Below are 24,891 nucleotides of genomic sequence, written 5' to 3' on the forward strand. Positions count from 1 at the left end.
GCGTATGGAGCGACCGCTGTCGCAGCGGACAACCTAGCACGGCCGGTCCGCCGCCCCCGCCGGTGATCCACAGCGCAGTGGCCCCTCTATAGGATGGCCCGGCCAGTGGCCGGGTGACGGGGAGGTTGACTCGGGATGACATCGCTGATCGTCAAACGTCCGCCACGGCGTCCGGCGCCCGCGCTGCCGACCGGCGAGGTCATGCTGGAGCCGCCGCCCGAGGTGCCGCCGGCCGCCGGCAAGGGCTGGGGTCGGATGCTGATGATCCTGCCGATGGCCGCGGGTGCCGCCGCGATGGGCCTGATGATGGGTGTGCAACGTGGTGGGCCGCTGGTCTACGTGGCCGGCGCCATGTACGGCGTCTCCATCCTCGGCATGATCGCCATGATGATGGTGAACCAGAGCGGACCCGGCAAGAAGGAGATGATCGAGTCCCGCCGGCAGTACATGCGCCGCCTGGCCGCACTCCGTTCCCAGGTCCGCACCACCATCGGTGAGCAGCGCGAGGCCATCTACTACCGGCACCCCGACCCGGGGGCGCTCTGGTCGGCGGTACACAGCGGCCGGCTCTGGGAACGCCGCCGGTCCGACGCCGACTTCACCGTCGTCCGGATCGGACTCGGCGCCCAGGAGATCGCCACGCCGCTGGTCCCGCCGCAGACCCGCCCCGTCGACGAGTTGGAACCGCTCTGCGCCATGGCACTGCGTACCTTCGTCGCCACCTACTCCGTGGTGCCGGACCTGCCGGTGGCCATCGCGCTGCGCGACTTCTCCCACGTCTACCTGCGCGGTTCGGACACCGAGGTACGTGGCCTGGTCCGCGCGGTCCTGGCCCAGGTGGCCACCTTCCACGCCCCGGACGACCTGCTCATCGGGCTCTGCGTACCGGACGAGCGGCGCCCGCACTGGGAGTGGGCCAAGTGGCTGCCGCACGCCCAGCACCCCAGCAAGATCGACGCCGCCGGGCCGATCCGGCTCTTCGCCCCGGCGGTCACCTCGCTGGAGGCGATGCTCGACGACGTCCTGGCCAACCGGCCCCGGTTCGACCCGGCGGCCGGCAACGCGGTCGGCGGGCCGCACGTCGTGGTGGTCATCGACGGTGGCTCCACCGCCGGCTCCGACCACCTGATGACCGACGGCGGGGTGGCCGGAGTGACCATCCTCGACCTGTCCAACGCGCCGCCCCGGCTGCTCGACGAGACCTCCGTGGTGCTGGACATCGCCGCCGACGGCACGGTCTCCGGTACCACCATGGACGGCACCACCCAGGTCGGGTCGGCGGACCGGCTGGACGTGCCGCGCGCCGAGGTGCTCGCCCGGGAGCTGGCCCCGCTGCGGCTCTCCGCCACCTCGTACGCCGAGCAGTCCGCCGGTGCCACCGTCGACCTCGGGCTGGCCGAGCTGCTCGACCTCGGCTCGCCGTACGACTTCGACCTGGGCCAGAGCTGGGCCAGCCGTCCCAACCGGGACCGGCTGCGGGTGCCGATCGGCGTCGGGCAGGACGGCCGCCCGATCGAGTTGGACCTGAAGGAGTCCGCGCAGGACGGCATGGGCCCGCACGGCCTGCTGGTCGGCGCGACCGGCTCCGGCAAGAGCGAGCTGCTGCGTACCCTGGTGCTGGCCCTGGCGGTGACGCACAGCTCGGAGATCCTCAACTTCGTCCTGGTCGACTTCAAGGGTGGCGCCACCTTCACCAAGCTGGACCGGCTGTCGCACACCAGCGCGGTGATCACCAACCTGAAGAACGAGATGGCGCTGGTCGACCGGATGCGCGACGCCATCCAGGGTGAGCTGGTCCGCCGGCAGGAGCTGCTGCGCGAAGCCGGCAACTACGCCTCGCAGCGCGACTACGAGCGGGCCCGGGCGGCCGGCGTGCCGTTGGCACCGCTGCCCAGTCTGCTGATCGTGGTCGACGAGTTCAGCGAGCTGCTCGGCGACCGGCCCGACTTCATCGACATGTTCGTGCAGATCGGCCGGCTGGGCCGGTCCCTCGGCATCCACCTGCTGCTCGCCTCGCAGCGGCTGGAGGAGGGGCGGCTGCGCGGCCTGGAGACCCACCTGTCCTACCGGCTCGGCCTGCGGACCTTCTCCTCGATGGACAGCCGGACGGCCCTCGGCGTACCCGACGCCTACGAGCTGCCCCGCTCACCCGGCCACGGCTACCTGCGGATCGGCACCGAGGGACTGATCCGGTTCCGGGCCGCGTACGTCTCCGGGGTGGTCCGCTCGGACGGTTCCCGCCCCACCATCGGCGGGCAGGCCGTCGACCCGGTCCGCGACTTCACCACCTACTACGTGGCGCCGAACCGCGACGACCAGCCGGCCGAGCCCGGCGAGCCGGTCGTCGAGGCGGAGGAGAGCGCGGTCGGGGACAGCCTGCTGGATGTGCTGGTCCGGCGGATGGAGGCGCAGGGTCCGCCGGCCCACCAGGTGTGGCTGCCGCCGCTGGCCGAACCGCCGACCCTGGACAAGCTGCTCGGCCCGTTCGTCGTCAGCCCCCGTCGGGGCCTGACCCTGCGCGACGCCGATCCGCAGCGGTTCCTGCACGGGCTGGTCGGCATCATCGACAAGCCGGTCGAGCAGCTCCGCGAGCCGATGTGGCTGGACCTCTCCGGCGCCGGTGGGCACCTGATCGTGGTCGGTGGTGCCCGCAGCGGCAAGAGCACCTTCCTGCGTACCCTGATCGGCAGTCTGGCGCTCCGGCACACCCCCCGTGAGGTGCAGTTCTACTGCCTCGACTTCGGTGGCGGCGGGCTGTCGGCGCTGGCCGGCCTGCCGCACGTGGGCGGGGCGGCGACCCGCCGCGAGGTGGACAAGGTCCGCCGGACCATCGCCGAGGTGCACGGGCTGATGCAGAGCCGGGAGGCGGTCTTCGACCGGCACGGCGTGGAGGGCATCGCCGGCTACCGCCGGGCCAGGGAGCGGGGCGAGTTCAGCAGCGACCCGTTCGGGGACATCTTCCTGGTCATCGACGGCTGGTCGACCCTGCGGGCCGAGTTCGAGGACATGGAGGGCACCCTCAACGAGCTGGCCAACCGGGGCCTCGGGTACGGCGTCCACCTGCTGGTGGCGACGAACCGTTGGATGGACGTGCGGGCCGCGGTCCGGGACATGTTCGGCACCAAGATCGAGCTGCGGCTGGGCGAACCGAGCGACTCGATGATCAACCGCAAGGCTGCGGTGAACGTGCCGGAGCGGACGCCCGGCCGGGGCCTCACCCCGGACGGCTTCCACTTCCTGGCCGGGCTGCCCCGGATCGACGGCCTGGAACAGGTCGACGACCTGGCCGAGGCGGTCACCGAGTTCGTCAAGCAGTCCCGGGCGTACTGGCCGGGCCCGCCGGCCCCGGCGGTCCGCCTGCTCCCGGCCGAGCTGCCGTACGCGGCGCTGCCCGCACCGCAGGCCGGCCGGCTGCCGGTGGGTATCGCCGAGGCCGACCTGCAACCGGTCTACCTGGACTTCGACGCCGAGCCGCACCTGCTGCTCTTCGGTGACATCGAGAGCGGCAAGAGTTCGTTCCTGCGCGGGGTGGCGAAGATGGTCACCCGCAGCTACCAGCCCAGCGAGGCCCGGCTCATCCTGGTCGACCTGCGGCGTGCCCTGCTCGGCTGCGTCGACACCGAGCACCTGATCGGGTACGGCACCTCGCAGCAGACCACCGCCGACCTGATCAAGCAGGTGGCCACGGTGATGAAGGAGCGGCTGCCCGGCCCCGACGTGAAGCCCGAGCAGCTCCGCAACCGTAGCTGGTGGAAGGGCCCGGAGCTGTACCTGCTGATCGACGACTACGACCTGGTCGCCGGGGCGGCGGTCAATCCGCTCGCCCCGCTGCTGGAGTACCTGCCCCAGGCCCGCGACATCGGGTTGCACGTGGTGATCACCCGCCGTATCGGCGGCGCCGCCCGGGCCATGTTCGACCCGGTCATCGGTCGGATCCGGGAGCTGGCCTCACCGGGCATCATGATGTCCGGCCCCCGGGAGGAAGGGCCGATCTTCGGCAACATCAAGCCGCAGATCCTGCCCCCGGGACGGGCCTGGCTGATCACCCGGCGCGACGGTGCCCGGCTGGTACAGCTCGCCTGGACCCCGCCGGAGCACTGACGGCCCCGGGTCAGGGAGCCGACGTCCGCGTCCGCTCCCTGACCCGGTCGCTGTCCATCGCGTTCTCCGCCCACCGGGTCGTTGTCCACGCGTTGCTGTCCACGCGTTGTTGCCCGGGCGGGTGTCCCGCCACCCGCCTTTGCTCTGCTTCAACGACGGCCACACTTCGCCCGGTCGACTGTCGCCTCCGCTGAAGCAGAGCAAAGGCGCTGAGACCACCCTGCGGGAGGCGGACAGGAACGCATGCGGGCCGACCCCGGCACACGGGCGGGCCGTACCCGCGTGCCGGCCGTCAGCGTCGGGGCGCGCCGCCGTACTGGCGCTCGACCTCGGTCTGCGCCAACCAGAGATACCGCTCGACACCGTCCACCACGAGCGCGAGCATGTCGTCGGTCATCGCCTGGAGGTACTGCGCGCTGACCCCGGGCAGCCGCAGCACGTCGGCGACGAGCGCCGACTCCCCGCTGGAGAGCCGCTGGAGCAGCACCAGATCGGAGGCGTGCAGGACCGGTACCGCCGAACGGTCCAGCTGACGCAGCACGGTGAGCTGCGCCTGCCACGGACCGAGTGGCTGGGGAGCGACCGCGCCGGTCAGCCCCACGTCGTGGATGACCAGCACGGGCTGCCGGGCGGTGGCGGCCAGCGCCAGCGGCTGGTCGGCCGGGACCAGGGCGACCCGGTCGTTGCGTCCGGTCACCCGCTCGCCGAAACCGTCCCAGTTGCGCGGGTCGGCCGTGACCACGGCGACCCGGGCACCCAGGGCGAGCACCCGGAAGGCCAGTAACTGGCTGGCCCACACCCCGCCGACCAGGGCCACCCGGGTCGGTTCGGGGCCGAACAACCGGACCGGCACGGGACGTCGCTCCTGGTCGGCCCCGATGATGACCCCGGTGCCGGGTGCCGACACGCGTAGCTGCGCGAGCGCCGCCGGGGAGGCGGTGTGCGAACCGATGCGTAGCCGGGTGAGCCGCTGCTGCGGATCGGAACCCCCCGGTGGGGGCGGGGCATCCGGGCCCGGGGCCGGCGGATCCTGCCGCAGCACCTCGGGTACGGCCAACCGCTGCCCCGGCACACCGGCCAGCAACGGCCGGGCGGCGGCGGTCGTGGCTGCGCTGGCCGCCGCAACGCTGCCGGCCTGCGAGTCGCCGGTCGACACCTCCAGCGGCATGGCGGACGGTGCCGGTTGGGCGGCGGGATGCGGCTGCGCCCCGAGCGGCTGCGCCCCGAGCGGCTGCGCCGCCGTGGACGGTGCGGCGGCGTACGGGGCGGCGGCGAAGGGCTGCGCCGCGACCGGTTGCGCCCCCGGGTACCCGGCCGGGGCGTAGGGCTGACCGGGGTAGGGCTGTCCCGGATACCCCGGAGCGGCATGGGGCTGCCCGGGGTGGGGCTGCGCCCCGGCGGGGTACGCCGGACCGGGCGGCGGCACCGCCGGTCCGGGCGGGACAGCCGGCCCCACCGAGGAGCGACCGACGACGGCCCGGCCGATCGTCGGCGTGGGCAGCCCCGGGTCGACCGCAGGGCGGTCCGGGTGGCCGGGTGGCTGGCCGGAACCAGGCGTCGTCATCGGGCACCACCTCCGGTGGGGGCCGTCGCGTAGACGGCCGGGCCCTGCTCACCGTCCAATGGGAACAGCGTGGCCTGTCGCTGCTCGGCGCCCCGGACGAGGGCCTGGCAGAGCGGGGTCAACTCGTTGGCCGGTGCGGCGACGCGTACCAGGCCACGCAGGTCGATCAGTCCGTCGGTGTCCTCCGGCGCCAGGAACAGCGACACGGTGGTCATCGCCGAGGGGGCGCTGCCGAGCCAACCGAGCAGACCACCCGCCTGACTGACCTCCGGCCAGGAGCGGATCCAGTACGACCGGTGTACCAGCCGGCCGGAGTGCCACGCCGACCACTCCTCCCGGGGTGACGCGGCATGCGGGTCCAGCGTGCCGGCCGGGTCCAGGTCGCAGGAGTTGAGCAGGGCCTGCACCAGCTCGTCGGCGTCCAGCAGCCGGTAGCCGAGCCCGGCCCGGCGCAGGGGCTTGACCACCCGGCGCAGCAGTGCGGCCACCACCGCCGGTGCCAGCTCCAGGTCGGCCCGCTGGTCCACCGTGGCCTCGGCGAGGGAGCGGGCGTCCAGGCGCACCGCGATCCAGGTCTGCCGGTCCGCGGGAACCGGCGGGGTGTCGAACCCGGTGAGCAGCTGCCGGTACGACTGGCCGGCCGGGGACGAGGGGTGCGCGTCGATGCTCGGGGCGGGCACGGTCTGGAGTACCACCTGGAGCACCGCTCCGGGCTGGTCGGCCTCGGCCAGGGCGGCGGCCAGCGCGTCGAGGTTGATGTCCCCCTCGGTGGGGCCACCCGGGGTACCCGGCTGGAGGGCCGCCACCGCGTACCAGCCGGCGTCGTCGCGGGCGACGCCGACCCGACCACCGGCGGCCAGCGACACGTCCTGCACGACGAGACCCGGGGCCAGCGCCCGCAGGGCGGTCAACCGGGGATCGGTGCCGGCGGCCACCGTGGCCACCCCCCGGCGCCGCCGCCGGTAGGCCCGGTTCATCAGCAGCCGCTCCACCCACCAGCGGCCCTGCCGCCGACCGAGGGTGACCAGCAGCAGGAGCAGTGCGCCGAGTACGGCGGCGGCCAGCACGACGAGGCCGCGCCCGAGCACCGCGGCCACGGCGACGATGGCGGACTCGGCCAGCAGGAGCTGGATCAGGTGTACCGGGCCCAGCTGACCGGGCCGCCGACGGGGACGCAGCACGGCCGATCCGCTGGTACCCCGTGCCCCGGTCGGGGCGGTGACCGGGGCGGACGGGGCCGGACCGGAGCCGGCCGTGGGGGGAGTACGCGGTGCCACGGCGGTCACCGTGTCGCGACGAGCAGGTCGTCCAGGACCAGGGTGCGCAGGTCGTCACGATCCGGCATCCGGCCCAGCGACCGCAGCCGTCCGGACTGCGCCTTGCGCATCCCCTCCAGCAGCTTGCGGGCCTCCCGGGCGTTACCGAAGTTCCGGTCCCGCTCGATCTGCCCGAACCACTCCAGCAGGGCGTCACCCAGACCCGGCGCGAGCAGGTAGTCGTCGTTGCGGGCGATCCGGTTGACGATCAGCACCAGCTCGTCCGGGGCATAGTTCTCGAACTCCAGTGTCTTGGCGAACCGGGAGGCCAGACCGGAGTTGGCATCGAGGAAGGTGAGCATCTCGTCGGTGTAGCCGGCGACGATGACGGCCACCTGGTCGCGATGGTCCTCCATCAGCTTCACCAGGGTGTCGATGGCCTCCTGGCCGAAGTCGGCGCTGGCCCCGCCGGCCCGGGACAGGGTGTACGCCTCGTCGATGAAGAGCACCCCGCCCATCGCCTCCTCGAACACCTTGGTGGCCTTCTCGGCGGTGTGACCGATGTACTGGCCGACCAGGTCCCGCCGGGAGACCTCCTTGAACTGTCCGTTCGGCAGTACGCCGAGCGCCTTGAGTAGCTGCCCGTAGATCCGGGCGACGGTGGTCTTACCGGTACCCGGTGCCCCGGTGAAGATCAGGTGGTGGCTGGCCCCGCCGACCGCCAGCCCGGCGCTGCGCCGCCACTCGTTGACCTGGATCTCGTCGATCAGTGCCCGGACCTCGGCCTTCACCCCGGCCAGGCCGATCATCGAGTCGAGTTCGGCGAGCAGTTTCTCGACCTTCTCGGTGTCCTGCGTGGTCGCGCCGGACACCGCCTGTACCCCCACCCGGGGCTGACCGGCGGCCGGGTCCTCCGCGCGGATGGTGGGGTTGGCGCCCTCGGCCACGTCGATGCCGGGCCGGGCGGTCTGTTCCACCCGGGTCGTCTCGACCAGGCCCCCGCAGCCCGGTCCAAACGAGATGCCGACCCCACGGGTGTCGTGCACCCAGGTCGCGCTGATCTGCGGTGCGCTCTGGTGCGCCACCACGATCCCCGCGTCACCGGTGGTCGAGATGTCGCACTTCTCGATCGTCGGCCGGCCGCCCTGGTAGACGTACACGCCCCGGTAACCGCAGCCGGCGACGGTGCAGTTGCGGATCGTCGGGTTGGCGCCGAGCCGGACGATGATGCCGTCGTCGCTGATGTCCCGTACCTCGCAGGTGTCCAGCACACCCCCGGCGTCCGAGATGACGAACCCGTGCTGACCGCCGAGCACCTTCACGTCACTGGCATCGATCATGGCGCCGTCGACGACCTGCACCCCGGCCGCGTACCCGGTGCGCACCTCGCACTTCTCGATGGTCAGCCGGCCACCGGTCGCCTCGACCGCCGGGTAGTCGCCGCCGGTGACCACCAGCCCGCGCAGGGTCACGTCCGCGCCGGAACAGGCGATCGTCGAAGCCCCGGCACCGCTGCCGTCGATGGTCACCGACCCGGCCTCGCCCGCCGCCACCAGACTCACCCGCCGGTGGGTCAGGCGGACCGCTTCGGAGTAGCTGCCGGCCTCGATGGAGATCGTGGCGCCGTCCGGCGCGACCTCCAGTGCGTCGCGGATGGTGGGGTAGGCCCCGGCTCGCTGGGTGGAGACGGTGAGAGTACGCATGGCTCCGCTCGGTCCAGGAGGGACTTTTGAGGCAGGCTACCGCGTCCGGGCCGGTCGCCGGTGACACAGGTTGGCCCCGGTGGGCGGCCGACGCCCATCCGGACCCCGGCCAGGCTGTCCGGATATCGACAACCCTGGTGTGGAGTTGCGCACTACGATCTGGCCGCCAGCGCGGCATCAGTGGCCCGAGAGTGGAGAGCAGCATGAGGTTGTCACACCGGAACCCCCGCCCGGATCGCCAGGCCCGGCTACGGGCGGCAGCCGGTAGGCTGCTCGCCACGGCCGGGGTTGCCGCCCTCGCGGCCGGCCTGCTGACCGTCGTCACCCCGGCACCCGCCCTGGCTTCGATCTCGCAGGTCTGCCGGGTGCAGATCTTCTTCGAGATCGGCCCCGACGACCTGCGGAGCAACACCATCGTACGGATCGCGGCCGGCGGGCAGAGCTTCACCGTCCCCGGTGGCATCTCCGCCAACAGCGTCGCCAGCCGTACCGGTGCCTTCCCGGTCTGCATCCCGCACTCCGCCCTGCTCAGCGGGTTCACGATCACCTCGATCTCGACCCCGACCTGGCCGGATACCACCGACAACTGGGACCTGGACGGCGTGGCCTTCATGGATCCGGATACCGGCCGGATGTACCTGCGCCGGCCGGGGACCACCGGCCTGCGGATCAAGCGGTTCACCGGCTCGGCGCCCTCCTGGACCTCCGATTCGATCTCGGTCAGCCCGTCTGCTCCGTTCCTCGACCACCGGTACGCCGACTGCGACGTCGACGCGGCCTTCGTTCGTTTCGTCGACCCGCTGCACCTGACGAACCCCACCTTCAACGTGATCATCCGGATACCGGGCACCACCGCGCCCACGGTGACCGGGCGCTTCTTCGGTGACCCGTACTTCGACTGGGGTGGCGTGGTGACCCCGCTGGGGATCACCGACCCGTCCAACGCCAGCATGGAGTTCGTCGGCACCACGCCGGACGGCCGGGTCGCCCGGGGGTTCATCCAGCGGGGCTGCGACCCGATCGCCCTGCGCGCCTAGTCACGGATCAACGCAGGCCACGAAGCTTGTCCGGATTGACCTGGAAACGCAGGTTGAGGATCCGTCCGCCGACCAGGTCGAAGGAGAGCGTGCCGACCGGGAGACCGGCCTGGGTGAACAGCACACCCAGTTCACCGTTGATGATGGCGGGCACCAGGTCCACGCCGGCCACCTCGGGCCTGGCCAGCACCCTGAGCATCCAACGTGCGACCGGACCGACGCCGTGCAGTGGGCGGCGGGCCGCGGTGACCCGACCCCCGCCATCGGACCAGGCGGTCACCCCGGGAGCGAGCAGTTCCATGACCGCGCTCAGGTCGCCCCCGGCACAGGCCGCCAGGAACCGTGCGGTCACCGCCTCGCGCTGGGCCCGGTCGGTGTCGAAACGGGGGCGGCGGGCCTGGACGTGGTCGCGGGCCCGCCGGGCGATCTGGCGGATGGTCGGCTCGGGGCGGTCGAGCATCTCCGCGATCTCGGCGTGCGGGTAGCCGAAGACCTCGCGCAGCAGGAACACGGCACGCTCCACCGGACTGAGCGTCTCCAGCACCACCAGCATCGCGGTGGAGACGGCTTCCGACATCTCGGCCTCCCCGGCGACGTCGGGCGAGGTCAGGATGGGCTCCGGCAGCCACGGCCCGACGTACGTCTCGCGGAGTGCCCTGCTGGAGGTGAGCCGGTTCAGCGCCAGGTTGGTGACCATCCGCACCAGATAGGCCCGGGGGTTGTCGACCCTGTCCCGGTCGGTCCGGTGCCAGGCCAACCAGGCGTCCTGGAGGATGTCCTCGGCGTCGGTGACGGTACCCAGCATCCGGTAGGCGGTGACGAAGAGCAGCCGACGGTGCGTGATGAAGGGGTCCGCCCCGCCGGCATCCTCGGTCACCGGTCCATCCTGACAGCGGCACCCCCCGTACGGGCGGTCCGGCCGCCCCTGGTCAGCGCGAGGCTGACGTTGACCCGCCTGCTCAGCCGGTAGAGCCTGAGCGGGCTGCAATTGACCAGTTCCTTGTAGGCGGCGGCGGGCCGGCCGGCGAGGTACCAGCGGCGCGGGGTGTCGTCGGCGTGCGTGAACTGGATGACCGCGTTGCGGCGGCCGAGGCTGACCGGCTGGTGGACGTAGCCGAAGCGGAACGGTCTCCCGGGCCGACCGCGGAGCCGCCGGGCGATCGTGTCGGCGGCGTGCGCGGCAGAGGGCACCCCACTCTGGCAGGTGCCGTGCACCCGGCCCCACGGCTGCCGGATCGCTGCGGCGTCGCCGACGGCGTACACCTGCGGGTGCGAGACCGAGCGCAGGGCATCGTCCACCACGACCAGGCCACCCGGATCGGTCTCGATGCCGGCCTCGGCGGCCAGCGGGGACACCCGCACCCCGGCGGTCCAGAGGCAGACGTCGGCGTCGACCCGCCCGCCCCCGTCGAGTTCGACCGCGTCCGGCAGCACCCTGGCCACCGTCACGCCGGTCCGGCAGGTCACCCCCAGCCGCGCCAGCGCCCGGTGCAGGTGTGTCCGGGCCCGGTCACCCATCATCGACCCGGGCACGTCCCGGCTCAGCAGGATGACCCGCAGCGCCGGGTGGCTTTCCGCGATCTCCGCCGCCGCCTCGACACCGGTCAGACCACCGCCGCAGACGGCCACTGTGCCGCCGCCGGCGGCGGACAGGTCGGCCAGGCGCGCCGAGAAGCGGTACGCGGTGCCCGGATCGTCGAGGGTGTACGCGTACCGGTCGGCTCCCGGCACGATGCCGGTGTCGGCTTTGCTGCCCAGCGCGTACACCAGGGTGTCGTACCGCAGCGGTCCGACGCTGTCCACGGTCACCTGCCGCCCGGCGGTGTCGATGGTGGTGGCGGTGCCCCGGACGAACGTGACACCGGTCCCCGCGAGCAGATCGGTGATCCGGTGGCCGGGCAACGCCTGACCGGCGGCGAGCTGGTGCAGTCGCAGCCGCTCGGTGAACCGGTCCACGGGGTTGACCAGGACGATCTGGACCGGGTGCCGGCGGGTACGCCGGGCCAGGCGGATGGCGCATAGCATGCCGGTGTAGCCGGCGCCGAGGATGACGATCTGGTGATGGTTGGTCTGCATCGCGCACTCCCATGCTCGACGTCACCGGTGTCGGTGACATCCATGGGACCGGCGGTGCCGCCGGAGCGTGACATCCCCTGACGATGAGCCAGGTCACACCTCGCTGCGGGACTGTCCCGGTGTCGCCGCCGCCCCGGCCGCCTCCACGACGAACGGCCGTTGCGGGACGCCGGAATCAGGGCCGACGGGTCAACGCCGCCAGGCCGGCGAACCGGCGTTGGTCGAGCCAGTCCGGGCCGCGGTCGTTGACCGCGCACCCGGCGTTCTTCAACCGCTGTGCGACCTTCTGCATGGCGCCCACCGAGCCGTCGAACCTGACGAAGTTGCGCCCCCCGATGTCGGAGAACGGGCGGAGCTGGCCGACCTGGATCAGCACGGTCCGGGTCGGGTGGAGGGCGAACGCCATGCCGGCCTCGAACAGCACGTTGGGCCGGGCCTGTCCGGTCGGCTGCCGCTCGTGCTCCGGCTCGTCCTCGCCGTGCAGGTCCGGATGGAGGTACGCGACGTCGTCGGGGGTCAGCAGGACGACGGCGGCCTGGATGTTCTCGAAGCCCTGCCGCACCACGTCGCCGAGGTACGGGGTTGCCGCGCTCGTGTTGTTCACCACCTCCTCCCAGTCCAGCGGGTGCAGGTCGAGCGCCCGGAGGAACCCCGAGAACGCGTCGACCACCTGAAGGTCACGGCCGTGTACGACGAAGACGTTGCGCGGGTTGGGCACGGTGCTCCTCTGTTCTCGGTAAGGATTCTCGGGTGGGATGCGCCCCACGATGCCGGCCACCGTGCGCAGGTGTCCGGTGCTGGCGGCCAGCCCCGACAGGTCGTCGGCGAGCAGGGTCAGGAACCAGTCGACGAGCCGGTCGTCGTCGGCGAACGGACCGGCGCCGGTCACCAGCACGTCCGCCTCGCCGCCCAGTGCCGCGCGCATGTTGGCGCGGGTCGTCTCCACCGAACGGCTCATCGTGCCCAACTGCCGTTCCAGGGTGGTCGCCGCCACCTCACTCCGGACCAGACGCGGTAACACGTCGTCCGGCAACCAGCCGGCCGGTGACCTGGCGACCAGTTCCGTCGCGAGATCGACCTCGGCGACGGGGTCGCCGGCGGCCAACCGGACGCGCAGGTGATGCCGGACGGTCGCCGCGTGCAGCAGGTAGCGGGCCAGTGGCGGCATCGCCGCGTCACCCCGCGACCAGGTCCAGGCACTCAACACGTCGTCGTACCCGTCCGGTGCCAGGACGAGCAGCCGTCGCTCCGGCCGGGCGTCGTCGGTCGCGCCCACCTCCCACACCCCGAGCCCGACCGGGGTCACCACCCCGTCCGACCAGTACCGGGCCGTGCCGGTGACCGGCAGCAGAGGGTGCAGGGTGTCCGCCGAGGAGTGGTCGACGGTTGCCTGGTGCGACATCAGCCCCTGGTAGACGCGGGCGACGCCGAGGAGCCCACCGGACCACGGTGGCGCAATCGTGGACCACAGCCGGTCGAGCCGGATCCAGTCATCGGTCCCGGTCCCGGTCGTGGGGGCGAGGACCACCGACAGGTTCACCACGTCGTGGTGGCGGCGCAGAACGGCCTGGAACACCGGCTCGGTGGCCTGCTGCCCGGCCAGGGCCACATCATCGAGACCGGACGTGTCGCGGCGGATATCCGACAGGTCCGGTAACTTGTCGGGGACCGGAATGCCACCGATCGGGTGACACATTCCGACGAGTTCGTGACACCGCGCCCAGATGCGTTGCAGATCTGCGTACGCCTCGACCGCCCGCGGACCGTTCAGTGGTGCAAAGAGGTGGACGACCAACTCCCGGCCATGAACCGCAGGTGATTCCGTCTCGGGCACGGGAAGATCGTAGACGGTGCGCCATATTCGTTGCTACAACGAGTTGATCAGTCGGTGCAGGGCGTCGATGTCGACCTTCTCACGTTGATGCGGGGACAGGACGATACGGAGTTCCCGGCAGATCGGAATACGACCCGACGCACGTATGAATGAACGTACGATCAGCTCCAGCAACCCCTGATGGTCGACCGTGTCCAGACGGGACCGGCCGGACCCGACGAGCGGTATCGCGACGTCGGCGAACTGGCCGTGCCGGTGCAGCGCCTCCCACACCCGGTCGAGACTGTCGGTCAGCCATTCCAGTGAGGACTGGGCGACCAGGTCGTTGCCGAGGCGGCTGTACGCGACGCAGAAGATCCGCCGCGCCTCGTCGGGCAGCACCGCCACCGTACCCACCGGGTACCGGACCAGCTTGCCGTGGCGTTTGCTGCTGCGGGTCTCCCGGCCCGCCTCGGGTACCCCGGACAGGGCGCGTCGCAGGTCCCGGTCGAGCCGTTCCCGGTCGCCCTGGTAAACCCGGTGGAGCAGTTGTCCCTGGATGCTGGTCGCGGAGATCACCCGGTCGCCCTGGGTGGACGTGTCGAAGGTGTCGGTGAACCCGACCACCAGGTCCGCCCGGTGCAGGGCGAACAGGTCCCCGACGGCCAGCAGGAGGGTGGCCCGGGGCCGGTCGAAGGTGTGCCGCAGCACGACGTGCTGGTCGGTGGACTCCCGCTGCCGCAGGTCGTCGAGGATGGCCCGGACCTCGCTGTCCGTCGGTTGCTCGGCGAGCAGCTCCCGGGCCAGCGACCGCGCCTCGTCGGGGCGCCGCAGTTCGACGTACGCGTCGAGGAGCCGGCGCTGGACCGAGGCGCGCAGGGCAAGCAGGCGGCGCAGTTCGCGTACGCCGGAGCGGTCCGGCCCGAGCTGGACGGCCGTGGTGTCCCGCCACAGCGCGAGCGCGGTGCGGGCGAGTTCGGGGACGTGGGCCGGCTCCACCGTTCGGGTGGCCTCGGCCAGGTCCTCGAACCGCCAGACGTCCACGTCGTCCCGGGCCAGTGCCAGCCGGTACGCCGACGAGGTGCCCCGGGCGGTCAGGATGACCTTGGAGGTGTCACCGGGGCGTTCCGGGTCGACGATCCTGCGCAGTTCGCCGATCTGCCGCTGGACGAGGGTCCGGTTGCCCCGGCTCAGTGGCGCCGCCGTGCCGGCGTGCCAGATGTCGCGGTAGAGCTGCTCGATCGCCACCGGCCGGCCGCCGGCGACGAGGAGTCGGAGCAGCATCCGGGCGTTGGTCGGGGTGAGTCTTGCGGGCTTCCCATCGACCTCGACGAGGAGTTGGCCGAGTGCCGCCACCCGCACATGAGGCATCGCACGTCCCCTCTAAAGGGTCTACCTGCGGAAATGACTCGATCGGGGGAGCGTACAACTGCGCATGGTCGGAAGCAAACCGGAAGCAGATACGGCATTGCGTTGGAAGCGTTCCGGCTGTGTGCTTGATCAGGGAACTCGTACGTCGGGCGGAGAAAGGCAGGGAGCTGTTCCGGTTGATCCGTTACTTCGGACCGAACCGGTTGAAGGTGGCAAATTGCCGGCCATGTTGTCCACATGCTCAACCGGCGGCACAGGTGGTGCAGAAAATCGGTATCGCCGCCCCCTGCTAACCGACCAACCCGACCCCTGAAATCGATATGCATGACTCAATGGCTCGTTCTGGGCCTGAGGGGGTGATTTCATGACGGAGGTACTCCGCACCCTGGAACCGGACGTAAAGAACTTTCTCATTGCGTCGCTCATTCGCCTCGACGACGTGGAAACCGACGACGAACGTTTCTGGCCACGCGTGCTCGGGGTGCTCGACTCCCTTGAGCCGGCCGTGCGCCGGCAGGACCCGGTGCAGGTGCTCACCGCCGCCCGGCTGCTCGACCGGATCAGCGCGACCAGGGCGACCCCGATCGGTTCCCGGCCGGCACACCCGATGCCCCGTTCGGTCCGCGACCGGCGCAGCACGCTGCTCCACACCCTGGGCACCACCCCGCCGACGCCCCGGGACGGCCAGGAGGGTCAGCACGACCAGCACAGCCAGGGCGGCCAGGCGGGAGAACAGCGATGAGGCATGGAGCCGTCATGGGAGAGATCGTCTACGGGGACAAGGTCTACGGCAACAAGTTCGGCGGCGACCTGGTCCAGGGCGACAAGCACGTCTACGGCGCCGGCCACGTCCCCGACGACGGCCGGCTCTCCGGCACCCAGACCCACGGTGGCCGCGCCCACCGTCGGGAATCCCGGGTGATCCTGCTGATGACCGCCAACCCGCTACGTACCTCGGCCCTGCGCCTCGACCAGGAGCGGCGGGCGATCGACCAGGCCGTCACCCTGGCGCAGGCCGGTGACTGGCTGGCCATCCGCACCGCCGACGCGGTACGCCTGGACGACCTCCAGTCCGCCCTGTTGCGGCACCGACCGGCGATCGCCCACTTCAGCGGGCACGGCAGCCAGTCGCACGGAATCCTGGTCAACGACGACTTCGGCCTTCCGCAGCCCGTACCCCCGCACGCGCTCAGCGACCTGTTCGGGATCCTCCGGGGCTCGCTGCGGTGCGTCGTGCTCAACGCCTGCTTCACCCACGAACAGGCCCGCGCGGTGGCCCGACACGTGCCGTGCGTGATCGCCATGCAGGGGCCGGTACCGGACCTGACCGCCATCCGCTTCGCCACCGGCTTCTACCAGGGCATAGCGCACGGCAGGTCGGTGCGGGTCGCCTACGAACTCGGACTCAACCTGCTGAGCCTGCACGGCCACGACGACACCCAACTGCCTGTCCTCGTGGCGGGTGAGGGCGTGGCCGAGCAGACCGTGATCGCTGACTGACCACCTTCCCGAAGGGACCTGAGCACCATGGGATATGCACTGGAGACCGTCCAGGTAGCCGTCAGGAACCGTACGCTGTGGGTCGGTGACCACGCGTACCCGCTGCACAACATCGCCCGCGTGCGCTCCGCGGCGTACGTGCCGGACCGCAGCGCCGCCATCCGGGCCTTCATCAGGAGCGCGGTGAAGACGGCCGTGGCCGGCTTCTTCGGGTTCATCTTCCTCACCTGCCTCGGCGACGCGGCGTCGGAGGCGTTCTACGTCATCCTTTTCCTGGCGGTGGCCGGTGTCCTCGCCCTCAAGGCGATCCAGCTGGCCCGCGCGCTCAGCGAGACGAACATCTACGCGCTGATGGTGGAGACCGCGGGCAATCCGCACGTCGCGCTGATGAGCAGGGACCAGGAGCAGGTCTACTACCTGGTCCACCAGATCGTCGAGGCGATCGACAACCCGGCCAAGGAGTTCTCCATCACGGTGGAGAACATCCAGGGCGACAAGGTCCTCGGCAGCAAGTTCCTCGGCGACAACGTGGCCGGTAACAAGGTCGTGCACTAGTCACGACCACGGCCGGTAGACCCGGGATGCCCGCCACCGGCAAGGCGGGCATCCCGTCCGGCCGTCCCGGCGATGTCGCCAGCCTGCCGAGGAGACGCGAATCGACATCGCTGCGCAGGAGGGCAGGACGCCCATGGCGTTCGATGCCCCTGGGTCTCATCATGATTGCGGACGGGGCGCTGGCCCCGACCGTGCCGGGGCGCGGGCGCCCCTGGAGACGGAGGCCGGGGTTGGACATCATCATGATCCTGACCATCGTGATGGTCCTCGGTGGGCCGGTGCTGTGGTGGATCCTGACCAGAACGGCGGGCCTGTTGTCCCCGGCCCGCCGGACCCGTGCGCGGATCGGCCTGGCCGTCCTACTGGGTGCGGGCGTCGTGCTGTTCGTGGTGCCGATCTACAGCACCGTCCACACGGTGGCCACGCTGGTCTGGATGGCGGGCGGCCTGCTGACCGCGTGGGCCACACGGTCCCGCCGTGATGACGGTGCACGGACCTGAACCCGATGCGGACCCCGCGCTTGTATCGTGCCGACCGTGACGCTCACTGGCTGGTCGGATGTACGCACACGGCTCAAGCGGCTGGCCGCCGCGCCGGACGCCGATGGTGTTTTCGGCTCCTCCGATCACGAGTGGGAGCTTGAGCCGCCATTGAGGCCCGGGGACCTGGGCGAGATTGAGGCGCAGCTCCAGGTGCGGTTACCCGGCGAGTACCGGTCGTTCCTGCTGGAGGCGGGGCGGGGCGGTGCGGGACCGGCCTACGGGCTCTTCCCCGTCCGTCGATCGGACGGAGGGTGGCAGTGGGCGGGCGACGGAGCCGATCTCACCGACCTGGACACGCTCAGGCAGCCCTTTCCCCACGTCGAGGCGTTCAACCCCGCCGACGGTCTGCCCGCGCGGCCGGACGAGGCGGACTACGACTCGGAGGAGGAGTTCAGCGAGGCGGAGGAAGCGTACTGGGAACGGCGCGACGCAGTCCTTCTCAAGCCCGAGCATTCGATTGGGTTGCTGTACCTGTGTCATCTTGGCTGCGCGCTGCGGGAGGCCCTTGTCGTCACCGGCCCGGCACGCGGCCAGATGTGGGCCGACGACAGGGCCGACGGAGGCGGCTTCCGGCCGCTTCACGACGACGATGGGACGCCCCTCAGGTTCGCTCGTTGGTATCGGCGCTGGCTGGAGGCGGCGGAAGGAACGGTGTCACCCGACCTCCGCGCCTAGACGGCACGCTGTCCCGACCCTGCACGCCCGACCCTGCCGGACGCACTCCGATCACCCGGTGGCACCTCGTCTCGTCCGCTAGCCGGTGGCTGGCGGCGCATCGCGTACGTCGAGGATGGGCCGCTTCGTGCCCGGAGGCCGATGGAGCGGGCGACGGGAATCGAACCCGCACCGTCAGTTTGGAAGACTGAAGCTCTGCCATTGAGCTACGCCCGCGTACGCCCCGGATCCCCGGGCCGTGGGAGGTAGCGTACCCGGTCCGCCCCACCGACGCGTACGGGTATCCCGCCGTACCGACCGGACCTGTACCGACCGGCCCCGGCGCACCGGGCGAAGGCGATATGACTGACCGGACGACCGGCCGGAAGATGCTCGGGCGACCCGCCGTGTGCCCCGGCACCCCGCCCGGACACGGACGGGCATACACTTCTCGTCGCAACGGGGTGTAGCGCAGCTTGGTAGCGCACTCGCTTTGGGAGCGAGGGGCCGTGGGTTCAAATCCCGCCACCCCGACTGTCGTCCGCGGCCTCGGCGTCCGGCAGCACCACCCGTGGTGCCGGGCGCTGATCGGGCGCCGCTTCGGCTCGCCTACACTCGATGGGCTGAATCACGCCCAGATCAAGACTCAGATCCGTCAAGGAGTACGCCTGTGAAGAGCACCGTCGAGACTCTGAGCCCGACGCGCGTGCGGCTCGCCATCGAGGTGCCGTTCGTCGAGCTCGAGCCGAGCCTCAAGAAGGCGTACCGGGAGATCGCCCAGCAGGTGAACGTCCCCGGCTTCCGGCGCGGCAAGATCCCGGCTGCGGTGATCGACCAGCGGGTGGGTCGCGGTGCCGTGCTGAACGAGGCCGTGCAGGAGGCGATCCCGGAGAACATCCTCGCCGCCGTCCGTGAGCACGACGTCAAGACGCTCGGCCGCCCCGAGGTGGAGATCACCGAGTTCAACGACGGTGACACCCTCAAGTTCACCGCCGAGGTCGACGTCCGGCCGGAGATCACCATCCCGGACCTCGCCACCGTCGAGGTGACCGTCGACGAGCTCCAGATCAGCGACACCGAGGTGGACGAGCAGGTCAAGAACCTGCGCGAGCGCTTCGCCACGCTGAAGACCGTCGAGCGGGCCGCCCAGGAGGGTGACTTCGTGCAGCTCGACCTGGCCGCCACGGTCGACGGCGACGAGGTCCCCGGCGGCACGGCCAGCAACATCTCCCACGAGGTCGGCAGCAAGCAGCTGCTCCCGGGTCTGGACGAGGCGGTCGTCGGTCTCTCCGCCGGCGAGGAGACCAGCTTCGTGACCCAGCTCGTCGGCGGCGACTTCGCCGGCCGCGACGCGGACGTGAAGGTGACTGTCCGGACCGTCAAGGAGAAGGAGCTGCCCGAGCTGAACGACGATTTCGCCCAGATCGCCAGCGAGTTCGACACCCTCGACGAGCTGCGCGCCGACGTGCGCGAGCGGCTCACCAAGGACAAGCGGATGGAGCAGATCTACGCCGCCCGGGACAAGGCCCTGGAGCAGCTGGTCGCCACCGCCGAGGTACCGGCGCCGGAGGGCGTCGTCCGCGAGGAGGTCGACCACCGCAAGCAGGCGATGGTCGACCAGCTTGAGCGGATCGGCGCCTCCCTGGATGACTACCTCGCCGCCGAGGAGAAGACCGAGGAGCAGATCACCACCGAGCTGACCGAGGCGGCCACCCAGGGCGTCCGGATCCAGCTGCTGCTCGACTCGCTGGCGGACGCGGAGAACGTCCAGGTCACCGACGACGAGTTCGGTCACGAGATCGTGCACCGGGCCCAGCGCGCCGGCATGGCCCCGCAGCAGTACTACGACCAGCTGGTCCGCTCGGGCGCCGCGGGCGCCGTCTTCGGCGACGTCCGCCGGGGCAAGGCGCTCGCCTCGGTGATGGAGCGCATCAAGATCAAGGACACCGCGGGCAACGAGGTGACCCTGGACGCGCTGCGCGAGGAGAACGAGGCCGCGCACGAGCACGACCACGACCACGAGCACTGATCAACGACCGGGTCTGGCCGCCGTCCGCCGCTTGCGGCGCGCGGCGGCCAGTCTTCTTTCAGGGGTACGCCCCGCGCGAGCTGCGCTCATAGCGAACAGTGCCCCGAGAGGGACTCTGTGGGCTCGGTGACCGGTTAGTGTCGGGCGTAAGACGGTACGGAGAGCGAAGGGCTGCCATGACCGAAATGCACATCCCAGCGATGCCTCTCAGGGTGTCCGAAGCCCGCGGGGGCGACTCCATTGGCAACCTCGACGACTCGGTCTACAACCGGTTGCTCAAGGAGCGGATCATCTTCCTGGGCAGCGAGGTGACCGACCAGGTCGCCAACCGCATCTGTGCCCAGTTGCTGCTGCTCGCGGCGGAGGATCCGGAACGGGACATCAACCTCTGGATCAACTCGCCGGGTGGCTCGGTCTACTCCGGCATGGCGATCTACGACACGATGCAGTTCATCGACAACGACGTCTCGACCGTCGCCATGGGCATGGCCGCCTCGATGGGGCAGCTGCTGCTCTGCGCCGGCGCCAAGGGCAAGCGGTATGCCCTCCCGCACGCGCGGATCATGATGCACCAGCCCTCTGGCGGCATGGGCGGTACGGCGTCGGACATCGCCATCCAGGCCGAGCAGATGCTCTACACCAAGCGGATGTTCCAGGAGCGGGTGGCGGCGCACACCGGTCAGAGCCAGGCTCAGATCGAGGCCGACTCGGACCGGGACCGTTGGTTCACGGCGCAGGAAGCCAAGGACTACGGCTTCATCGACAAGGTGATCACCGGGGCTACGCAGGTTCCCGATGGCGCCGGAACCCTGAGCTGAGGAGCTGACGATGACTGACCTGAGCCTGCCGCCACAGTTCGCGGCCGTGCACAACCGTTACGTCCTGCCGTCCTTCGTCGAGCGCACGTCGTACGGGGTGAAGGAGTCCAACCCGTACAACAAGCTCTTCGAGGACCGGATCATCTTCCTGGGTGTCCAGGTGGACGACGCGTCGGCCAACGACGTGATGGCCCAGCTGCTGACGCTGGAGGGCACCGACCCGGACCGTGACATCATCATGTACATCAACTCGCCCGGTGGTTCGTTCACCGCCATGACGGCGATCTACGACACGATGCAGTACGTCCGGCCGGACATCCAGACGGTCTGCCTCGGTCAGGCTGCCAGCGCCGCTGCGGTGCTGCTCGCCGCGGGTACGCCGGGCAAGCGGATGGCGCTGCCGAACTCCCGGATCATCATCCACCAGCCGGCCACCGAGGGCGGTTACGGGCAGGGCTCGGACATCGAGATCCAGGCCCGGGAGATCCTGCGGATGCGGACCCAGCTGGAGGAGATGCTCTCCCGGCACTGCAACCAGCCGGTCGAGAAGGTCCGCAAGGACATCGACCGCGACAAGATCATGACGGCCGAGGAGTCCCGCGAGTACGGGCTGGTCGACACGATCCTGACCAGTCGCAAGAAGGGCTTGCTGGCGGCCAACGCCGCGGGCTGACGGATCTGGTACGGGGGGTCGGCCGGGTGATGTTCCCGGCCGACCCCCTGACACACCGGTCCGGGGGTCGGAGAAAACCCGGGTAGCGGGTAACGTCAGTCTGTACCGCTCCGCTGGTCCGACCGTGGAGCGGGGCGGGACCGACGGGGGCGTAGCCTCCTGGAGGCGGCCGGGGAACACCGGTCGATGAGCGCAGGGAGAAATGTAGGTGGCACGGATCGGCGACGGTGGCGACCTACTGAAGTGCTCGTTCTGCGGCAAGTCGCAGAAGCAGGTCAAAAAACTCATCGCAGGGCCCGGGGTCTACATCTGCGACGAGTGCATCGATCTCTGCAACGAGATCATCGAAGAGGAGTTGGCCGAGACCGGCGAGGTCAAGTGGGAAGAGCTGCCCAAGCCGATGGAGATCTGCCAGTTCCTCGACAACTACGTCGTGGGGCAGGACCAGGCGAAGCGGGCCCTCGCGGTGGCGGTCTACAACCACTACAAGCGCATCCAGGCCGGGGCAGCGGGCGGCGAGGACGGCGTCGAGCTGGCCAAGTCCAACATCCTGCTGATCGGGCCGACCGGTTGCGGTAAGACCCACCTGGCGCAGACCCTGGCCCGGATGCTCAACGTGCCGTTCGCCATCGCGGACGCCACCGCGCTCACCGAGGCGGGCTACGTCGGCGAGGACGTGGAGAACATCCTCCTCAAGCTGATCCAGGCGGCGGACTACGACGTCAAGCGGGCCGAGACCGGGATCATCTACATCGACGAGGTCGACAAGATCGCCCGGAAGTCGGAGAACCCGTCGATCACCCGGGACGTCTCCGGCGAGGGTGTCCAGCAGGCCCTGCTCAAGATCCTTGAGGGCACGGTGGCGAACGTGCCACCACAGGGTGGGCGCAAGCACCCGCACCAGGAGTTCATTCAGATCGACACCACCAACGTGCTGTTCATCTGCGGTGGTGCCTTCGCGGGCCTCGACCAGATCATCGAGTCGCGGACGGGTCAGGGCGGCACCGGCTTCGGGGCCCGGCTGCGGTCGGTCTCCGAGCGGATGGCCGACGACGTCTTCGACCAGGTGCTGCCGGAGGACATGCTCAAGTTCGGGTTGATCCCCGAGTTTGTCGGCCGGCTGCCGGTGATCACGAGTGTCCGCAGCCTGGACCGGGCGGCACTGGTACGCATCCTGACCGAGCCGCGTAACGCCCTGGTCCGGCAGTACCAGCGCCTCTTCGAGCTGGACGGCGTCGAGCTGGAGTTCGAGCCGCCGGCGTTGGAGGCGATCGCCGACCAGGCGATGCTGCGGGGGACGGGCGCCCGTGGGCTGCGCGCCATCATGGAGGAGGTTCTGCTCTCCGTGATGTACGAGGTGCCCAGCAACCCCGACGCGGCCCGGGTGCTGATCACCCGTGAGGTGGTCCTGGAGAACGTCTACCCGACGATCGTGCCCCGGGAGTTCACCGGGCGTCGGGCCCGGCGTGAACGCGAGGAGAAGTCCGCCTGAGTGGCTACCCGGGGCGGTCGTGACCTGATCCGGTCACGACCGCCACCGGAGGCGGCTGTCGCGCAGCTCTCCCCGCTGATCACGGGTACCCGTAGGCTCGGGGCATGCGTGTCGCCGTCTGCCAGCTCAACGCCCGCGACGACCGGGCCGCCAATCTGGCGCAGGCTGCGGGCCTGCTCGCCCGGGCGGCGGACGCCGGCGCTGACCTCGCCGTCCTGCCCGAGTACGTCGACTATCTGGGCCCCGCCGCCGGGCTGCCCCGACCGGAACCGGTGGACGGCGAGTTCGGCGAGTTCTTCGCGCGGACCGCGCAACGGCTGGGCATCTGGGTGATCGCCGGGTCGTTCCACGAGACCGGCCCCGACTCCGACCACACCTACAACACCTCGCTGGTGTTCGACCGGTCCGGCGCGCTGACCGCCAGCTACCGCAAGATCCACCTGTACGACGTGGAGATCCCGGGTCGCGTCTCCTATCGCGAGTCCGCGTCCGTGGCCGCCGGCACCGAGCCGGTCGTGGTCACCGTCGACGGGGTGCGCGTCGGTCTCTCCATCTGCTACGACCTGCGCTTCCCCGAGCTGTACCGGCGGCTGGCCGTCGAGGGTGGCGCGCATCTGCTGGTGGTACCGGCGGCGTTCATGCTGCACACCGGGCGGGACCACTGGGAGGTGCTGCTCCGGGCCCGGGCGATCGAGAACCAGTGTTACGTGGCGGCGGCCGGGCAGATCGGCGACCACGATCCGGGTCGTACCTGTTTCGGCCGGAGCATGGTGGTCGACCCCTGGGGGCTGCCGTTGTGCGTGGCGCCGGACACCACGACCGTCGCCGTGGCCGACATCGACCTGGACCGGCTGGCCACGATCCGCACCGAGCTGCCCAGCCTGGCCAACCGTCGGCTCTGACCGGTCAGCCGTCCTGGAGCAGTACCCCGATCACCGCCAGTCCGATGATCGCCGCTGCGGTGACCAGCAGGGCGGTGGACATCCGGGACGGCCCTCGGCGGGCGAGTGTGCGTACGGAGGCGAGTACCGCCAGGAGCACCAGGACGCCGATGACGAGCTGCCAGATCGGCAGCAGGAGGCCGAGTAGTGCGTCTGCGGCCAGTATCCGCACGTCCTGCCGAGCCGGAGCCATGGATGTCACTGTGTCACGCGCTGGCCCTCCCTGTCGTCACACCTGCGCCGATCAGTTCTCTGATAGGACGAGGTGTACCCGGCGGGACGAGCCTAGCTAGGCAGTGATGGACGCTGATTTGTGTTCTCTGGAGCGGAAGCGTAATTTTCTCTCTGCACGCGGAAGGCCGGACAAGACGGCAGGAAGCGGGCGCCAGGTTCGTGGTGGATTGCCGCCGAGCGAAGCTGGTACCGGGTGGTGTGATCGGCCGGTTGGACCGGGGTTGCGATCGCGAAGCCAGCCGGGTAGAGTGCTGAAGCCGGCAGGAGCCGGGCGGATGGCCGCAGAGCGGCGATCGGCCGGTCTGCAGGTCTTCCCCAGACAGAAACGACCACCGTTCTAGGTGTGCGTTGTCCTGGGAACTCAGACAGAGTAAGCCGGGACCAAAAACACGGTCTTGACACTGCGAAGTCGCTCTGGTAAGGTAGAGGAGTTGCCCCAAGGGGGATCCCACAATGTGGGAAACCGGCTTGGTGTGTGGTTGTTCTTTGAGAACTCAACAGGGTGCTTGATAAGCCAGTGCCAATTTGTTTA

Annotated in this window: 20 protein-coding genes and 2 tRNA genes; 13 read left to right on the forward strand and 9 right to left on the reverse strand. The window is 70.5% G+C overall.

Annotated features, from left to right (window positions below; all coding sequences use genetic code 11):
• Positions 1-135 precede the first annotated feature (135 nt).
• Complete coding sequence (gene eccCa / locus V6U90_RS11105) at positions 136-4,101, forward strand: type VII secretion protein EccCa (RefSeq protein WP_334434184.1); 3,966 nt, start codon at positions 136-138, stop codon at positions 4,099-4,101.
• Positions 4,102-4,393: 292 nt separating this feature from the next.
• Here the strand turns inward: eccCa and V6U90_RS11110 are convergent, their stop codons facing one another.
• The 3 genes from V6U90_RS11110 to V6U90_RS11120 are packed head-to-tail and all read right to left on the reverse strand — an operon-like array spanning position 4,394 to position 8,624.
• Positions 4,394-5,665, reverse strand: a complete 1,272-nt coding sequence (locus tag V6U90_RS11110; protein ID WP_334434186.1) for a hypothetical protein — start codon at positions 5,663-5,665, stop codon at positions 4,394-4,396.
• Positions 5,662-6,942 (reverse strand): type VII secretion protein EccE, encoded by a 1,281-nt coding sequence (locus V6U90_RS11115; protein ID WP_334434188.1) that lies wholly within the window; start codon positions 6,940-6,942, stop codon positions 5,662-5,664. Before V6U90_RS11115 ends, V6U90_RS11110 begins: the two co-directional genes overlap by 4 nt.
• Positions 6,943-6,947: 5 nt before the next feature.
• Positions 6,948-8,624, reverse strand: a complete 1,677-nt coding sequence (locus tag V6U90_RS11120) for a right-handed parallel beta-helix repeat-containing protein (RefSeq protein ID WP_334434189.1) — start codon at positions 8,622-8,624, stop codon at positions 6,948-6,950.
• 203 nt (positions 8,625-8,827) lie between these two features.
• On the opposite strand from V6U90_RS11120, the gene V6U90_RS11125 reads away from it, so the two are divergent.
• Complete coding sequence (locus V6U90_RS11125; protein WP_334434192.1) at positions 8,828-9,661, forward strand: hypothetical protein; 834 nt, start codon at positions 8,828-8,830, stop codon at positions 9,659-9,661.
• Between the two features lie 7 nt (positions 9,662-9,668).
• Here V6U90_RS11125 and V6U90_RS11130 read toward each other — a convergent pair whose 3' ends face one another.
• From V6U90_RS11130 to V6U90_RS11145, 4 genes are all read right to left on the reverse strand, one after another.
• Entirely contained in the window at positions 9,669-10,538 is an 870-nt protein-coding gene (locus V6U90_RS11130; RefSeq protein ID WP_334434194.1) for an RNA polymerase sigma-70 factor, read from the reverse strand.
• Entirely contained in the window at positions 10,535-11,737 is a 1,203-nt protein-coding gene (locus V6U90_RS11135) for an NAD(P)/FAD-dependent oxidoreductase (RefSeq protein ID WP_334434196.1), read from the reverse strand. Before V6U90_RS11135 ends, V6U90_RS11130 begins: the two co-directional genes overlap by 4 nt.
• A 175-nt stretch (positions 11,738-11,912) precedes the next feature.
• Complete coding sequence (locus tag V6U90_RS11140; RefSeq protein WP_334434198.1) at positions 11,913-13,571, reverse strand: CATRA conflict system CASPASE/TPR repeat-associated protein; 1,659 nt, start codon at positions 13,569-13,571, stop codon at positions 11,913-11,915.
• Positions 13,572-13,604: 33 nt separating this feature from the next.
• Positions 13,605-14,921, reverse strand: a complete 1,317-nt coding sequence (locus V6U90_RS11145) for a macro domain-containing protein (RefSeq protein WP_334434200.1) — start codon at positions 14,919-14,921, stop codon at positions 13,605-13,607.
• Between the two features lie 364 nt (positions 14,922-15,285).
• Between V6U90_RS11145 and V6U90_RS11150 the strand changes: the two genes are divergently transcribed.
• From V6U90_RS11150 to V6U90_RS11170, 5 genes are all read left to right on the forward strand, one after another.
• Positions 15,286-15,663, forward strand: a complete 378-nt coding sequence (locus V6U90_RS11150) for a CATRA system-associated protein (RefSeq protein ID WP_334434202.1) — start codon at positions 15,286-15,288, stop codon at positions 15,661-15,663.
• Positions 15,664-15,677: 14 nt separating this feature from the next.
• Positions 15,678-16,421, forward strand: coding sequence for a CHAT domain-containing protein (locus V6U90_RS11155; protein ID WP_334434204.1), 744 nt, complete (start codon positions 15,678-15,680; stop codon positions 16,419-16,421).
• A gap of 27 nt (positions 16,422-16,448) precedes the next feature.
• Complete coding sequence (locus V6U90_RS11160; RefSeq protein WP_334434206.1) at positions 16,449-16,976, forward strand: DUF6232 family protein; 528 nt, start codon at positions 16,449-16,451, stop codon at positions 16,974-16,976.
• 230 nt (positions 16,977-17,206) lie between these two features.
• A complete protein-coding gene (locus V6U90_RS11165; protein WP_334434208.1) occupies positions 17,207-17,476 on the forward strand; it encodes a hypothetical protein in 270 nt (89 codons plus the stop codon).
• Between the two features lie 36 nt (positions 17,477-17,512).
• Positions 17,513-18,193 carry an SMI1/KNR4 family protein gene (locus V6U90_RS11170; RefSeq protein WP_334434209.1) on the forward strand — a complete coding sequence of 227 codons (681 nt, stop codon included), beginning with the start codon at positions 17,513-17,515 and terminating at the stop codon, positions 18,191-18,193.
• 142 nt (positions 18,194-18,335) lie between these two features.
• Here the strand turns inward: V6U90_RS11170 and V6U90_RS11175 are convergent.
• Positions 18,336-18,409 (reverse strand) — tRNA-Gly (locus tag V6U90_RS11175).
• Positions 18,410-18,632: 223 nt separating this feature from the next.
• On the opposite strand from V6U90_RS11175, the gene V6U90_RS11180 reads away from it, so the two are divergent.
• From V6U90_RS11180 to V6U90_RS11205, 6 genes are all read left to right on the forward strand, one after another.
• Positions 18,633-18,706: transfer RNA gene (locus V6U90_RS11180), tRNA-Pro, on the forward strand.
• Positions 18,707-18,842: 136 nt separating this feature from the next.
• Complete coding sequence (gene tig / locus V6U90_RS11185) at positions 18,843-20,201, forward strand: trigger factor (RefSeq protein WP_334434211.1); 1,359 nt, start codon at positions 18,843-18,845, stop codon at positions 20,199-20,201.
• Positions 20,202-20,377: 176 nt separating this feature from the next.
• On the forward strand, positions 20,378-21,019 hold the full coding sequence (locus V6U90_RS11190) for a ClpP family protease (RefSeq protein ID WP_334434213.1): 642 nt from the start codon (positions 20,378-20,380) through the stop codon (positions 21,017-21,019).
• 10 nt (positions 21,020-21,029) lie between these two features.
• The gene (locus tag V6U90_RS11195) at positions 21,030-21,692 is read left to right on the forward strand and encodes an ATP-dependent Clp protease proteolytic subunit (RefSeq protein WP_334434215.1); all 663 of its coding nucleotides are present in this window, start codon (positions 21,030-21,032) and stop codon (positions 21,690-21,692) included.
• Between the two features lie 208 nt (positions 21,693-21,900).
• Positions 21,901-23,184, forward strand: a complete 1,284-nt coding sequence (gene clpX / locus V6U90_RS11200; RefSeq protein WP_334434217.1) for an ATP-dependent Clp protease ATP-binding subunit ClpX — start codon at positions 21,901-21,903, stop codon at positions 23,182-23,184.
• 104 nt (positions 23,185-23,288) lie between these two features.
• Positions 23,289-24,086: a carbon-nitrogen hydrolase family protein gene (locus tag V6U90_RS11205; protein WP_334434218.1), complete on the forward strand. Its 798-nt coding sequence runs from the start codon at positions 23,289-23,291 to the stop codon at positions 24,084-24,086.
• Between the two features lie 4 nt (positions 24,087-24,090).
• On the opposite strand, the gene V6U90_RS11210 is transcribed toward V6U90_RS11205, so the two are convergent.
• Entirely contained in the window at positions 24,091-24,318 is a 228-nt protein-coding gene (locus tag V6U90_RS11210; protein ID WP_334434220.1) for a hypothetical protein, read from the reverse strand.
• Positions 24,319-24,891 lie beyond the last annotated feature (573 nt).

The organism is Micromonospora sp. CPCC 206060, assembly GCF_036906895.1.
GTDB lineage: Bacteria > Actinomycetota > Actinomycetes > Mycobacteriales > Micromonosporaceae > Micromonospora.

Coding starts and splice junctions, on each gene's coding strand:
- eccCa (WP_334434184.1), top strand. CDS start 136: ATGACATCGCTGATCGTCAAACGTCCGCCACGGCGTCCGGCGCCCGCG.
- V6U90_RS11110 (WP_334434186.1), bottom strand. CDS start 5,665: ATGACGACGCCTGGTTCCGGCCAGCCACCCGGCCACCCGGACCGCCCT.
- V6U90_RS11120 (WP_334434189.1), bottom strand. CDS start 8,624: ATGCGTACTCTCACCGTCTCCACCCAGCGAGCCGGGGCCTACCCCACC.
- V6U90_RS11125 (WP_334434192.1), top strand. CDS start 8,828: ATGAGGTTGTCACACCGGAACCCCCGCCCGGATCGCCAGGCCCGGCTA.
- V6U90_RS11135 (WP_334434196.1), bottom strand. CDS start 11,737: ATGCAGACCAACCATCACCAGATCGTCATCCTCGGCGCCGGCTACACC.
- V6U90_RS11145 (WP_334434200.1), bottom strand. CDS start 14,921: ATGCCTCATGTGCGGGTGGCGGCACTCGGCCAACTCCTCGTCGAGGTC.
- V6U90_RS11150 (WP_334434202.1), top strand. CDS start 15,286: ATGACGGAGGTACTCCGCACCCTGGAACCGGACGTAAAGAACTTTCTC.
- V6U90_RS11155 (WP_334434204.1), top strand. CDS start 15,678: ATGGGAGAGATCGTCTACGGGGACAAGGTCTACGGCAACAAGTTCGGC.
- V6U90_RS11160 (WP_334434206.1), top strand. CDS start 16,449: ATGGGATATGCACTGGAGACCGTCCAGGTAGCCGTCAGGAACCGTACG.
- V6U90_RS11190 (WP_334434213.1), top strand. CDS start 20,378: ATGACCGAAATGCACATCCCAGCGATGCCTCTCAGGGTGTCCGAAGCC.
- V6U90_RS11195 (WP_334434215.1), top strand. CDS start 21,030: ATGACTGACCTGAGCCTGCCGCCACAGTTCGCGGCCGTGCACAACCGT.
- V6U90_RS11205 (WP_334434218.1), top strand. CDS start 23,289: ATGCGTGTCGCCGTCTGCCAGCTCAACGCCCGCGACGACCGGGCCGCC.
- V6U90_RS11210 (WP_334434220.1), bottom strand. CDS start 24,318: ATGGCTCCGGCTCGGCAGGACGTGCGGATACTGGCCGCAGACGCACTA.